Genomic DNA, 13,671 nt, shown 5'->3' on the forward strand with positions numbered 1-13,671 from the left:
TCTTAATCGTTAAGTCCCTTAAAGATCTGCTTTTGGCACAATGCAACCTAAGACAATCGAACTATTTATTATCTATCTATATTACCTTTTGTTTGGCCCACTATCTCCATCCCCCCACATTGACCGAGTATCAATTTGCACAAAATTCGCCATGGGTAAAACGTGATTGAAATGGAACAAAAGCTTTAAAAGTTGTTCCTGCCGAGTTTAAAGTAGACATCCATCACTGACTATTCCCCACGGCCGTTATACCTGTGTTGCTCGTAAGCCTAAATGCGGTTCGTGTATTATTGAAGATTTGTGTGAATTTAAAGATATAACCGAGTAGAAAAATCAGCGTATAAACGAAGTAGGTATATAATGAACAACTAAGATTGATATAACGGAAATATTGTTCAGCTTTATTTATTACAATTGCTCTTTTAGCCAAACTAGTGCATCAGTTATCTCTTTAAAGCTCTGATAAACGAGACCTGTATTTCTATAACAGTCATCGAATTTATGTTTCATCAGGCTAGCGCCTTCAACTCCATCTTCTAAAACAAATGCTGTTGCAACTGCTATTGCTGTAGCGTCTTCCTGTTTGAGGCCTATTAAGTATTCTTGTAGTTCCGCAAGTGCTCCATCTAAAGCCATACAGGAATGTTCGAACACTACGAGTTCCCCCCAACGTTTAAATTTTTGTTTATAGGATTTTAAAAGGTTAGCTTCAATAACTTGTAATGCAGCAATGAGTTCTTGGTTAAATGGGCCTTCTGCACGGTAAAGAATAATGCCAGATTCATAAATAGAAATAGATATTCTTCCATGTGGTCGAAATTTCAACGGTTCCACGTCATCAGTACTTATATTAATCATCACTAGACACCGTTTAATTTGATCAAATTACATTAAAATAACCTTAGCATAACTAGCTATTTTAACAGAATATTAAATGTGCGTAATTTTCTTATTGTAGACAAGCCTATTATAAAATACGAATTCATCCTCCTTACTAAGCAGCCTATAGGTATTACCTTTTGCTATCTACTTTAATTATCATTAGGCTAGCCAACAATAGCCACCGTAGCCCCCCCACATTGACCGCGTTTCAAACGGCACTGAGTTTACCATGGGTAAACGTTGTTTCAGTTGAGTATAAACTTTTAATGTAAGTAAAAAAGAAAACAAAATAAACTGCCATGCGCGACCGCTTTCCATAAAGTTTAATCACTTCAAAAAAGAAACATTTATAAAGACTCTGAAAAATTGATATATTAAAAGCATAACCGTATTTAAATAACTTCATATTAGTAAAAACCCTTTAATATCTTATGCTTTCTGCTTTTTCACATCTAAAACAAACAATAGAAAACTATCACCCAATATCTTCTGATACGTGGGGTATCGTTAAGCAATGCTTAACGTCAAAATATGTCAAAAAAGGTGAAACTCTTTACGCTGTGGGACAGCAACCGACAAGTTTCGCATTTATCCATAAAGGCTTAACCCGAGCATACGTAGCTGATGCTGAAGGCAATGAGTTCAACAAAAATTTCTTTTATGAAGGACGTTTTCCCGGCTCTATGAGTGCTCTAATAAAATCAGAAACTAGTTTTTTAGGAATAGAGGCCCTTGAAGATTGTGAAATTGTTGAAATCGACTTTAAAAAATTTAGAAGCGCATTATTTACTAATTCAGAATTAATGAGCTTTCACATTCGATATCTTGAAACACACTGGTTATTAGAAAAAGAAACCAAAGAAATAGGCTATTTGCAGTTTGAAGCGAAACAACGCTACCTTCGGTTTTTAGACAATTATAAAATAATTTTACCACGGCTGGCTCAATACCATATCGCCAGTTATTTAGGGATCACACCAACTCAGTTAAGTCGGATAAAAAAAGTCATTAAAAATAAAGCTTATCAACATATGTAAAGGAATACTGTAAATAACCTCATTACACTAAGTGCATTAAATCAAACAGAGAAATAGTTTATGGATTTTATTAATGCACTTAATTGGCGATATGCCACTAATCAGTTTTCAAATAAAAAGTTAAATGGTGAGCAAATCAATGGCTTAATTGAAAGCGTGCGCTTAAGTGCAAGCGCATATGGATTACAGCCTTACAAATTATTTGTGATTAAAACAGATAAGACAAAACATAACTTGCTGCCATTTAGTTACGGGCAAAATAAAGTTATCGATAACTCTCACCTTTTAGTTCTTGCTCATAAAACACAATTAACACAAGACGACATATCTTCATTTATTTCAGGGTTAGCCTGTAGTCAAAACAAAGATACTCTAACATTAATTGATTATGAAAAAATTATACGTAATGACCTACTAGCAAAGACAAGCAACGAACAAAATGCATGGGCAGCACAGCAGTGCTACATAGCACTTGGAAAATTATTGAGTTATGCAGCCGTAAATAAAATTGATGCATGTCCAATGACAGGTTTTGACAGTCAAGAAGTGAATAAGGTACTTGGTTTAAATGAACAAGGGTTAAATGCCGAAATCTTATGCCCCGTAGGTTTTAGAAGTTCATTAGATAAAAGTGCACATAGATTAAAATATAGGATACCTACTAAGGAATTGGTAACAGTATTATGACAATATTGTGGCTTTTAGCATTATTAACTGGGTGCTGCATTGCATTACAAGCAGCCATGAATGCAAGATTAGGCCAGCTATTAAATAGCACCTTGTTAGCCACGGGTTATGCATTTTTCACCAGTTTCTTATTAGTGTTACTAGTGTCGTTATTGTTGAATATAAAAAGTGTTAGCGCTGACTTACAACAAATCCCTTTTGACATTATTCCATGGTATTTATGGTTATCGTGCGTATTAAGTGTGATTGGAGTTGGTAGTATGTATTGGCTTATCCCTAAAATGGGAGCAGGCTCAGTGATGAGCTACGCATTAACAGGGCAACTATTACTCGCAATGTTAATTAGTCATTGGGGTCTATTTGAAAGCCCACAAAAATTAATAACAGGAACAAAGTTAGTTGGCTGCTTGCTATTAATAATAGGTCTTATTTTACTTAATAAGGAATAACAATGACTATAAAATTAAAAGATAACTTAACAAACCTTAATTTATTTTGGCAGGCGCTTTCGGTAAAAAAGAGTGGAGATGAAATAAACTTACATCTGGGTTGGCCAAATAAAGTTTGGCGTAGTGACTTTAAAAGAATTGCTCGTGAAAAATGGAACGAAAACACTCACGTCACACTAGTAAAACCTGAACCACAAGAGAATGTAGGTATTAAAACTCAACTAACTGCAATGCATTTAGTCTTAGATAAAGCTGTAGGGTGTGAACACGAGCACACTTCATTAATCAATTCTATTGATGATCTTAAAAAGTGGTGTCTGGTGTGCGAGAAAGCATTTGATTATAAAATTGATAGTCGCTCACTTGCTCCACTGCTAGATGACAAAAATGCAACAATATTAGCTTTCAATGCTAATGAACAGCTCGCCGGCACTGCAATATTATATCAATCAAACAATAATATGGGCATACATCAAGTAGGTGTATTACCGCAATTTCAAGGACAAGGTATTGGTAAAGCACTATTACTTCACGCCATAGCAATTTCAAAAAACAAATCATGTAAAACAATGACATTGCAAGCATCTCAGGCGGGTAGCATGATGTATTTAAACTCAGGGTTCTCGACAATCACTGAGTTATATCACCTTGAATCTTTAAGTAATCATGAGATTAAAAACTAGCCTAAAGTATTCAAATAGTCCGTGTTATCTAGTGTAAAATTTACAGTTATTCCTTATTCTCAGGAAAAAGCTGTTCAAGTCGTGCTAGCGACTATTAAAAACAAATCGAATAAAAGATCTTTATGGCCAGTTTACATCTCAGTTTTAGGAAGGTATATGTGAGTAAAATGATTAACGAGATATTAATTAAAAACACTCAATTGGGATAGACATTATATCAACCTGTGTTTATTATTTTAATTAACGCAGGGAAATTGGTAGCTTAACATGACAACATCACTACCTTTTATTGCTATAAAAGCTAAAGCTAGACACCATTCACTCTTTTTAATTTTACTTGCCCTAGCTCTTTTTGTTTTCACCTTTATCATTAGTCAGTTTTATTGGCAGAGTCATCGACTGCATTTAATTTTTATTTACCTAATTACAATAGTGATATTGTTTACAGGGCTATTAAAGCGATCAGAGCCTAGCAACAGCTTTCAAATAACACCCAAAGGCATTTGGCATTATCATCGTCATGGAAGTTGGCGGTTAACTTGGCAACAAATACAAACCATTAATAGTATTAGAGAAGTTATTGGTATAACCACAATAGCGCTACCATATATTGGAATTAAGCTTAAAAACATCGAAGTTTTAGCGGATCAAATATCACCTAGACTTGCCAATAGACTTATTCACGAACAGCGACCTATCGTAGCATTTGCAATAAAGCAGCAATTACTTTCTTTTGAAGAAGCTCAACTTAACTTTACTCCCTTTGTTTTAACATCTGGCGGTGTAATTAAAGGACCATTAGCCGCCTTTCTACATCACAGTAAAATGCTGCACAATGCACTGGGATATCACCTGTATATCGATGAGCCTAGTACAGACAGAGAGCTCGACGACTTTTGCCTGCTACTAAAACAGTGTCAACGATATTGTAATAATTATCAGTAGCTCATATTGCAACTCCTTTAGCAGCTAATACTGACATTAACCTTTGAATATGAGCATGATAAGATAACCCTTCGCTCAGCACCTAGCAGAACAAAAAAACGTACAAAATTAAATAAAGTTAATCAAAGGACATTTAATGAAATTTTTACACTCTATGGTTCGAGTTTCAAATATCGAACAATCTTTAGCATTTTATATCGACGCATTAGGTCTAGTTGAAACCAAGCGAGTAGATGTGCCAGCAGGTAAGTTTACGCTTATATACCTTGCAACTGAGCCTGGAGAGCCAGAAGTTGAGCTTACTTATAACTGGGAAGGTGAAGAGCAATACACCGGCGGCAGAAATTTTGGTCACTTAGCATTTGAAGTAGATAATATTTATCAACTTTGTCAAAAGCTCTCAGACGCAGGAGTTATTATCAATCGTCCCCCTCGATGTGGTCATATGGCTTTTGTTAAATCGCCAGAAGGGATTTCAATCGAGTTATTGCAAAAAGGCGAAAGCTTGGCACCACAAGAACCTTGGTTAAGCATGGAAAACTCAGGTACTTGGTAAATTAAAATAAGCAATCAAGTAACAGCTTGATTGCTTTTTTCAGTCCACAACTTTGCGCTTTTATTTAAGCACAGAGAGCAAGTTGCTGTAATCATCAGTCCAAACCACTGAATCTTCAGAATTTATCGGCCATCGGCTTTCATAAAGTTTTACCATAGCACTATTAATAAACTGTTGATTATTAGTAAGTAACACCCATTCAGCTTCATTTGTATTCCCCTGCCCTTTAGCCGTTTTAAAGTACAAAGCTTGTTGGTTAAAGGCTGTAGCAAGGCCTTTTGTTAACTTGGTTAAATCTAAATGGCTATTGGATATATGAATTGCTAACACACCCTCATATTTTAATTGTTGAAAATAAAGTGTTAGCGCTTCTTCTGTTAATAAATGCACAGGAATAGAATCGCCAGAGAATGCATCAACGACTAACACATCAAAGTTATTTGGCGATTCTTCTGTCAGTGATACTCGACCGTCCCCGACCACAATGTTGACATCCGCTTTTGCTTGCGACAAGTAACTAAAGTATTGATTAGCCATATGAACAACGTCAGGGTTAAGTTCATAAAATGTATATTTATCGCCTGAATGACTATACGCAGCAAGAGTACCTGCACCTAAACCGATCACCCCAACTTTTAACGGTCTCCCTTGTCGAGATTGTTCAAGTGCGATAGCTACTCCAGTATTTTTTCGGTAATAACTTCTAGGTGTATTATCCATGTTAAGCGTATTTTCTGAATTACCGCTTTGACTGTTAACGAATCTTTGCGTACCATGAGAGGTATTACCGTCAATTAATCTTCGCTCAATTTCATTATTTACCGACACATCTTTAACACTTAAAATGCCATAAAAATTACGGCTACTTACAACATTTGTATTGGCAAATAAATAATTTAAATAACTAAATAAAATCAACAGAGTAATACCAAGAACCACGCTTGATCTAATAATTAACTTATTAGCTAACTGTGATTTTATCGACAAGTTTCCAAGGCTGTCCTTGTGGGTAAGACTCATGCACAACAACACATATACAGCCAAAATGCCAAGAGGAAACTCTAAAAATTGCGTAAAAATATTTTGCGCGACAAACGCTACAAACACACTTCCTAAAAAGCCTCCTAACGACATATTTAAATAAAAAAGAGTTAAGTGTTCCACCTTAGGTTTTAACCTAACAAGCTCGCCATGACAAAGCATACACGCAGAAAACAATATCACGCTATAAATAATGATCTGAGAAATAATGTCAAACCCAGAGCCAATAAAAAACATTAATATTGCGGCAAAAGAGCTAATAGCAAAAAGTACAAACCAATACCAACGCACATACCAACGCGGGCTATGAAAATTAATAATAAACGTTAGTAAATAAATACAAAGTGGCAATATCCACAGAAATGGCATAGGAGGAATGTTCTGCGTCATTGCATTGGTAGTCGATACTAATAAAACAACGCCTGTTGCTGATAACAAAAGCCATAATGCAATAGTTTTAACACTGCATTTTGAGTCTACTTTTTCCATTAGGCTTATATTAAGTTCCGTTAACGGCTGTTTAGCCAACAACAAACCGAGTCGAATAAAAGCAAGTGAAAAAATGACATAACCCACCGACCATACAAGTAACTGGCTAGATAAAGCTAACTGAGGCTCAAATATAAAAGGATAACTAAGTAAAGCAAGTAACGATGCAGTATTTGATAACGAATACAATTTATAAGGCAGCTTTGAGCTGTCTTGATAGCTCAACCAACGCTGCACCAATGGCCCCGTTGAAGAGAGTAATAAATAAGGTAACCCAATAGAAAATACCAATAGATAAATAATATCAAGTAATGGCGAACTTTCTTTAAATACAGCTACATTCAAAGCGCTATTGTTTAATGATAACGGCATAACTAGCAAGCTTAACACTAAGAAAAACAAGTGAATAAGTACTTGTTTTTTCAACGAGCTGACTTTAGTTAAATAATGTGCGTATAAATAACCGAGCAATAAAAATGCTTGAAAAAACAGTAAACAAGCCGTCCAAATCGCCGCTCCACCACCAAATAATGGCAAAATAAGCTTGGCAATTAATGGCTGTACTTGAAATAATAAAAACGCGCCAATAAAAATAATAAATAAATACAGCATTCTCTCTAGCATCCTAAGGTAATTTAGCCAGAGAATAATAACTGATAGTAGGCAGTTTTAATAGAATATCTACAGAATAGAAGACGGGGTAAATAACAACGTATTGCTAACTAGGTTAGCTATAAAAAGAAATATAAATTGAGTCACTAACTTAAAATAGAAAAAATAAAGCGGTCATTATTAAGTTACGTAAGCTCACCTATTAATAATGCCGCTCTTATTAGCTTTCCATGTAAAATATAAGCTTCCTGCTTTTATTTTTGCTAATCGTTTTTCCTAAAACGCTCATCCATGGTTGTTCGACTTCCTGTCGAAACTACACTCCTTGTCACACATTTAGCGATGACTAAACGCTAACATCCTTATTCTATTACTTCCTGTAATGACTTTAATCATCAACATCCATTTACAGCTTAATTATCCTTACCAAGCATTGATTAACGTCTGTTTACAATCCTTTGCTTGTCTTGTAGACAATTAAATAATAGCGAATAATTTAGACTCTAACGGGTAGTTTTTGACAAATAAAATAGCTACTTCACATAAAAAAAATTACCGGAGTAAAAATATCATTTAAAAATCATGTAATTAAAGAAAAACTGTAAGCTTTTATCAAGCAACTCATTAATAATTTCTTACTTGTATGCAAGACATGTCTTACACAAACAACCAATTAACGCTGCATTTTATTATTAACTAGCCTCTAAATATTATTTAATTTTGCTAATCTCCCTGACAAATAAAAGCAATATAGTGTAATCTTGCTTCAAAATATTAGGAGGTCGTGTGCAGTTATTTAAGTCGCTTTTTTGTGTAAATGGGTTTGACAACCGAAGTCGTTTTTTAATGATCAGTATTGCTACTTACATCATTTTTTTCATTATTCATGCTATTTTTTCCAATCATCAAATATTTACAATTACTCTTTTATTCATTTTAGTAACAATAAATATTTTTACCGCTTTAAGACGCCTTAATGATGCTCTACTAAATAGAAAGTGGTGTTTAGGCGCTGGCCTTGGTTTCTTAATTACCGGTTTGATCATCATTTTTACAGGTCATAACAGCGTTAATTGGTTACTATTGTTGCCTTTTTCTGTATCGGCTATTTTACTGACCTACCCGAGTAAGTCAGATCGGCCGTACATATTAGGCTACTCAGGGCCTGTCGATTTAAGTGAGTTTGACAAAACTAAAACAACACAGCGACGCCAAAGTATACGTATAGAACCAACGTTAGCTTCAAATCAACCAATTCAAAACGCCAATAGTGAAGTTTATACCACCGACCGAGCGTTTGATGTTGAAAGTAATGAGGTATATCGTCATGCGAGTGATACTAATAATCGTGCTAGAACATCGACTAACGAAAGTGATATTGGCGAAACAATCCGCCTAAAACTTTTTAGCGGGAAAAATGCCAAGTTAACCTTAGTAATCTTGGCAACCGTTATACTATCAGCAATACTAATATCGTTTGTTATATCTTTATTAAACAATGAGGAACAACAATCAGCTCCTGTAACTCAATCTGAAGTAAAGTCTGTTAGAACTTCTCAAGTGACCTTTCCAGATAACTTTTCACTGTGGTTATCTCAACATAAGGGGCTAATTGTTAACTGGCAAGCGGATACAACAAGCAAAGAGCAATTATGGAGCTTATCAACCGCCGAAGGGGAAAATAGCTGTCAAGAGATCGCTTTTAATAACGGGAATACTATTCGCACAACCGAAGTTTTAGTAGAAAATAAAGAAAATTATTTTGCCAGCTTTTCTCCACTTGATACAGAGAAGCTACTACAAGAAATTGCTTTTAGAGGTAATTTTACATTATGTGGTTATAAGTTTTCATTAAAAGGTAGCCAGGCAATATTAGGCAAACATGCTGACTATGCAAGTATGATCAGTTATTAATGCAGAATCATTCATCTGATACCAATTTTATTAATTAGGTGATCTACTTTATACGCAGGAAAAATGATCAAATTCATCTAATAATCAGTAATATAAACAGGTAGACATAAAAAATGCGGCTCAATTGAGCCGCATCTCTTTATATAGCTTTGTGCATCCTGCACACATTCAGTGTTCCCGTTTCATCCTTAAAAGGCCATCCCTAGTATATCCTAATGAATCCTGTCATTGAACTTAGCCCCGTCCTAGGTAATACATCATCCTAATGTACTCACATACATGTGAAAGCTATCCTTTTTGTCATCCTGACACCAAACATCCGTGCTTGGCTCACATCCTTTTGATATATTCCTTGTATAAGCATCCTGCTTATTAAAGTTTTATCCTTAAAACCATCCCTGATAGAGATTCCTTCTCTATGTCTTCCTGACAGGATTAATAGTACGCCGATTCCTAACTTTAAAAAGAACCCTAACATTAATATTTAACTTTCATATAAATGTAACTTTTATGTTAACAGAACATAACCATTTAATATCAATAACTTAAGAAACAAAACTGTAATCAAACTGTTACTTTTAAGCATTATATCTCACAGTTACGTGAGATATGTCTTACACGCTTTACATATAAAGTGGAAAATGGCTGTACAAAACCTATGCAACAATTTGATTAAAGCCAGAATTATTATCCAGAATGACTACCTAAACGTGTTAAAACACGTAACATGAAAGTGAATATTGTCGCTAGTGCCATAATATTAATTTAAATAACCGTATTATCGCAGTCACATTATTATTAATTGATGAGAATAAAGATTATGTATAAAACCAAATTACTCTTGAAAACAATATTATTACTCTTAAGTGTTAACGCTATAGCAAAACCTTTAACTGTAGAGGAAGAGCGCCTTGAAAAAGCAACGTTAGCAATGCCGGAAGTTATAAAGGTATTTTCAGCAAGAATTAATCAGTTTGGCCAGGCATACAAAGCTGTAAAAAACTACCAAGAGGCAAAAGAGGTCATTCTCACCCACGGCCAGCAACTGTGGTTAATGGCCAAAATTAATACGCAAACTTCATTAATTCTTGATGATCGTCCTTTATATTGGGCACGCTTGAGTGGAAGTAAAATTATCCGAGAAGGTTCTTTGAAGTTTTCCCCTACAAAACTTCAATTAAGTGCTTTAATCACCCTATTTGAAAAAGGCACTAGAGGCCAGCTCGATTTAGAGTTTACAAAATCAACGAACAAAAAAATATTACTCACCGGCTTTGATCCCTTCCTACTAGACAAAAATATTAACCAAAGTAATCCTTCAGGCATAGCTGCGTTAAAGCTTGATGGCCAAGTAATTTCTTATAAAGGTGTAACAGCAGAAATTAACACCGTTATGATCCCTGTTCGTTACAAAGACTTTGACGATGGAATAATTGAGTCATTACTAGCACCTTATTACGCACTAAATAACGTTGATATGATAGTAACTGTGAGTATGGGACGTGAAGAATTTGATTTAGAGCGTTTCCCTGGAAAACGAAGAAGTGTAACCGCACCAGATAACTTAAATATACTTTCTGGAGGAACTAATGAAAAACCTATTGTATCAAAACTGTATAACCAGCCATTACCAGGTAATGAATTTGTATTATTTAGCCTGCCAGTAAAGCAGATGCAAACGGTAAAGGGCCCCTATAAAGTTATTGATAATCACAAAGTAACCAGTATTGATGAATCACTCACGCCCAAAAAAGTTGAACCTCATACCCTATCGCAGCTTGATGGCCATATAGCTGTTAGTGGCTCTGGCGGTGGGTATTTATCAAATGAAATTTCCTACCGTAGTATCAGGTTAAGAAACCAATTAAATTCAAACATTCCCACAGGGCATATTCACACACCTAGAATTGAACAGTTTGAACCTAAAATAGAAGAAAAAATAGTACGCCAAATTAAAGCAATGCTAGAACGGTCGTTAGTTGCCATTTAGCTAAAAAACGCGTGAAAATAATCAGTGTGGTTAAAACTAGCTTGCCACACTGATTTCTTTATAAATTAATCTTGTTTTGATTCCGTTTTATTACCGGCTTTTTTAGCAGGATCGTACTTGGCAAACCACCCCATAATATTATCTGTTTTAGCAATTAATCGGCTAGGGCGCGACGCAATATAATGCGGCGCATTAGGCACATGAATAAGCGCCGTATCAACATTTAACATTTTCAGTGCAGTATAAAATTGTTCAGCTTCCCATGGAGGTGTTCGAAAGTCATCTTCTCCAACCATCATTAAGGCCGGAGTCTTTACTTTATCTACATAGCGGATAGGAGAAAATTTTAAAAATGCTTCGGGGTTAGACCAAGGGTCATCACGTATCCAGTGACGTCTTACATAATTTGATATATCACCAGTTAACGCCATAGTCATCCAGTTGATTACTGGTTTTATCGAAGCAGCAGCGGCAAAACGATTCGTTTTAGTCACAATCCAGGCAGTTAAAATTCCCCCGCCAGAGCCACCTGTAACAAATAAACGTTTGTCATCAACATATTTTCGAGCAACTAATTCATCCACTACACTCATCAAGTCATGATAATCGTTGCCAGGATAAGCTCGATCAATTTCCAATGCAAAATCTTCACCATACCCTGTTGATCCTCTTGGATTAGACCAAACAGTTACATAACCTTCAGCAGCATAACGTTGTATTTCGCTAGCAAAGTAAGGACCGTACATTGTGTAAGGGCCACCATGAATTTCAAGTATCATGGGGAAACTACCATCAGCTTTAAAGTTGGGCGGAAAAGCTACCCAAGCTTCTATTTCTTTTCCATCATGGCTTGACTTAACTTTAACTTCTTCCACCTTTGCCATTGCAAGATAAGGCAAAATATCAGCATTTAATTGAGTCAATATCTGCTGATTTTTCCCTTTATAATTGGCTATACCAACCTCAGCTGGTCGATCAGAAAAACCTGCCATATATGCAATTTTAGCTTTTGAATCACCACTAATAGAAAAACTCCCATCGGCATATGGACGACCAATAGAGCCTCCTCCAATACCGGTCATGAGTTTTGACACTCTTCCTTTTAAATCAACACGATATAAACTAATTAACCCGTGGTCTTCTGAAGAAAAAAGCAAAGACTTACTTTTTGACTCCCATTTAACTTGTCCTATACTTCCTTTAAAGTCAGCAGCCAATTCTTGTTGCTTACTCCCGTCTGCATTCATGATATACAAATTATTTTGCTGATAAGACAATACCTTGTCATCGTAACCTATGTATGCGATTTTTTCCCCATTAGGAGAAACAACAGCACCTCCGTCTGGGCCATCTCGATTAGTTAATGCCTTAATAGCCAGATTACTTAATTCCACTGTGTAAATCTCGCTTTCTATAAAATCTAGCTCGCGATCTTCTGCAGTATTACCCGTCACTATCACCGTATCATTATCTAACCAAGCTGAAGCATTCATATCTGCGCTGCCATGCGTTATTTGACGAGGTGTTCCTCCTTCAATAGGTAGAGTAAATACTTGGCTTACCCCTTGAGGTAAATAGCCAGCTCCATCAAACCTAAAAATGAGATCATCATAAACTTTTACAGCATCGTTCCACTTGGCACCTTCAGGTTGGCTAACAGGTGTTGAAAAACTAGGACTTTTCCCTTTTAAAAACATATTAAAAGCAATGTGTTTTCCATCTGGCGACCATATGGCTCGCGAAGGAGCACTAGCAAATTGTGCTAACCCCATACTTTTGTCTGATTTAAGATAATACAAACGTAACTCAGGTTTTCCTTGAGTTGCGGTTACAAATAATAAACTTTTTCCATCGGGCGACCAACGAGGCGAATGAGAAGGAGCCTCAGTATCAATCAGGGGTAAATGACTGTTATTTTCCGTATTAAGTAACCATATTTTACTTTTATCAGTATCCGTTAACCGATCCATTGAATGACGTACATAAGCAATATATTTACCATCTGGTGAAATTTGTGGATCTGTCGCATATTCCATGTCAAACACCTTCATCGCAGTAAAGCGATCAGATTGAGTGTTTTTTTCGGTAGCTAAGCTCTGAGTTATCACCAGCAGAAAAGAGAAAACAACTATCACGACTTGACTGTATCGCATGTTAAAAACCTTAATTTTTATTGGAGTAGGCCGCGCATAATTATCATGCGCTTATTGAGGTACTTAAGCGTAGGTTAAGATCAGTATATTAATCAAATATCACTAATAAAATAATTTGATTTTTCGTATTATTTAAAAAGTTATCTACAATAAATAAAAAAGGTTATTAAGTATTCTCACTCAATAACCTTTTTCATAATCTTTTAAAAAAATTTAATGTTTCGTCATCTAAT

At 35.5% G+C, this 13,671-nt stretch carries 12 protein-coding genes and 1 pseudogene; 9 read left to right on the top strand and 4 right to left on the bottom strand.

Going from position 1 to position 13,671, the window contains the following annotated elements; genetic code table 11:
• Window positions 1-87: 87 nt before the first annotated feature.
• A pseudogene (locus AC27G3_RS14190) lies at window positions 88-328 on the top strand (endonuclease III); the annotation flags it as partial.
• An 80-nt stretch (window positions 329-408) separates the two neighbouring features.
• On the opposite strand, the gene AC27G3_RS14195 reads toward AC27G3_RS14190, so the two are convergent.
• Complete coding sequence (locus tag AC27G3_RS14195) at window positions 409-858, bottom strand: hypothetical protein (protein WP_487122622.1); 450 nt, start codon at window positions 856-858, stop codon at window positions 409-411.
• A gap of 183 nt (window positions 859-1,041) precedes the next feature.
• On the bottom strand, window positions 1,042-1,200 hold the full coding sequence (locus tag AC27G3_RS14200; protein WP_487122624.1) for a hypothetical protein: 159 nt from the start codon (window positions 1,198-1,200) through the stop codon (window positions 1,042-1,044).
• 113 nt (window positions 1,201-1,313) lie between these two features.
• On the opposite strand from AC27G3_RS14200, the gene AC27G3_RS14205 reads away from it, so the two are divergent.
• The 6 genes from AC27G3_RS14205 (at window position 1,314) to AC27G3_RS14230 (ending at window position 5,239) form a co-directional block, all read left to right on the top strand.
• Window positions 1,314-1,919 (top strand): Crp/Fnr family transcriptional regulator, encoded by a 606-nt coding sequence (locus tag AC27G3_RS14205; RefSeq protein WP_487122626.1) that lies wholly within the window; start codon window positions 1,314-1,316, stop codon window positions 1,917-1,919.
• A gap of 60 nt (window positions 1,920-1,979) precedes the next feature.
• On the top strand, window positions 1,980-2,606 hold the full coding sequence (locus AC27G3_RS14210; RefSeq protein ID WP_487122628.1) for a nitroreductase family protein: 627 nt from the start codon (window positions 1,980-1,982) through the stop codon (window positions 2,604-2,606).
• Window positions 2,603-3,055 carry a DMT family transporter gene (locus AC27G3_RS14215; RefSeq protein WP_487122630.1) on the top strand — a complete coding sequence of 151 codons (453 nt, stop codon included), beginning with the start codon at window positions 2,603-2,605 and terminating at the stop codon, window positions 3,053-3,055. The genes AC27G3_RS14210 and AC27G3_RS14215 overlap by 4 nt, the downstream gene beginning before the upstream one ends.
• Before the next feature lie 2 nt (window positions 3,056-3,057).
• The gene (locus AC27G3_RS14220) at window positions 3,058-3,738 is read left to right on the top strand and encodes a GNAT family N-acetyltransferase (protein WP_487122632.1); all 681 of its coding nucleotides are present in this window, start codon (window positions 3,058-3,060) and stop codon (window positions 3,736-3,738) included.
• Between the two features lie 267 nt (window positions 3,739-4,005).
• Complete coding sequence (locus AC27G3_RS14225) at window positions 4,006-4,683, top strand: DUF2982 domain-containing protein (protein ID WP_487122634.1); 678 nt, start codon at window positions 4,006-4,008, stop codon at window positions 4,681-4,683.
• A 136-nt stretch (window positions 4,684-4,819) separates the two neighbouring features.
• Window positions 4,820-5,239, top strand: a complete 420-nt coding sequence (locus AC27G3_RS14230; RefSeq protein ID WP_487122636.1) for a VOC family protein — start codon at window positions 4,820-4,822, stop codon at window positions 5,237-5,239.
• 60 nt (window positions 5,240-5,299) lie between these two features.
• Here the strand turns inward: AC27G3_RS14230 and AC27G3_RS14235 are convergent, their stop codons facing one another.
• Complete coding sequence (locus AC27G3_RS14235) at window positions 5,300-7,381, bottom strand: spermidine synthase (protein ID WP_487122638.1); 2,082 nt, start codon at window positions 7,379-7,381, stop codon at window positions 5,300-5,302.
• 786 nt (window positions 7,382-8,167) lie between these two features.
• Between AC27G3_RS14235 and AC27G3_RS14240 the strand changes: the two genes are divergently transcribed.
• Together AC27G3_RS14240 and AC27G3_RS14245 are read left to right on the top strand one after the other, a co-directional pair.
• On the top strand, window positions 8,168-9,295 hold the full coding sequence (locus AC27G3_RS14240; RefSeq protein WP_487122640.1) for a hypothetical protein: 1,128 nt from the start codon (window positions 8,168-8,170) through the stop codon (window positions 9,293-9,295).
• 820 nt (window positions 9,296-10,115) lie between these two features.
• Window positions 10,116-11,285 (top strand): hypothetical protein, encoded by a 1,170-nt coding sequence (locus tag AC27G3_RS14245; RefSeq protein WP_487122642.1) that lies wholly within the window; start codon window positions 10,116-10,118, stop codon window positions 11,283-11,285.
• 65 nt (window positions 11,286-11,350) lie between these two features.
• Here AC27G3_RS14245 and AC27G3_RS14250 read toward each other — a convergent pair whose 3' ends face one another.
• Window positions 11,351-13,438 carry a prolyl oligopeptidase family serine peptidase gene (locus AC27G3_RS14250; protein WP_487122644.1) on the bottom strand — a complete coding sequence of 696 codons (2,088 nt, stop codon included), beginning with the start codon at window positions 13,436-13,438 and terminating at the stop codon, window positions 11,351-11,353.
• Window positions 13,439-13,671: the final 233 nt, after the last annotated feature.

The sequence above is a fragment of the Colwellia sp. SU-HH01217 genome, from assembly GCF_057543495.1.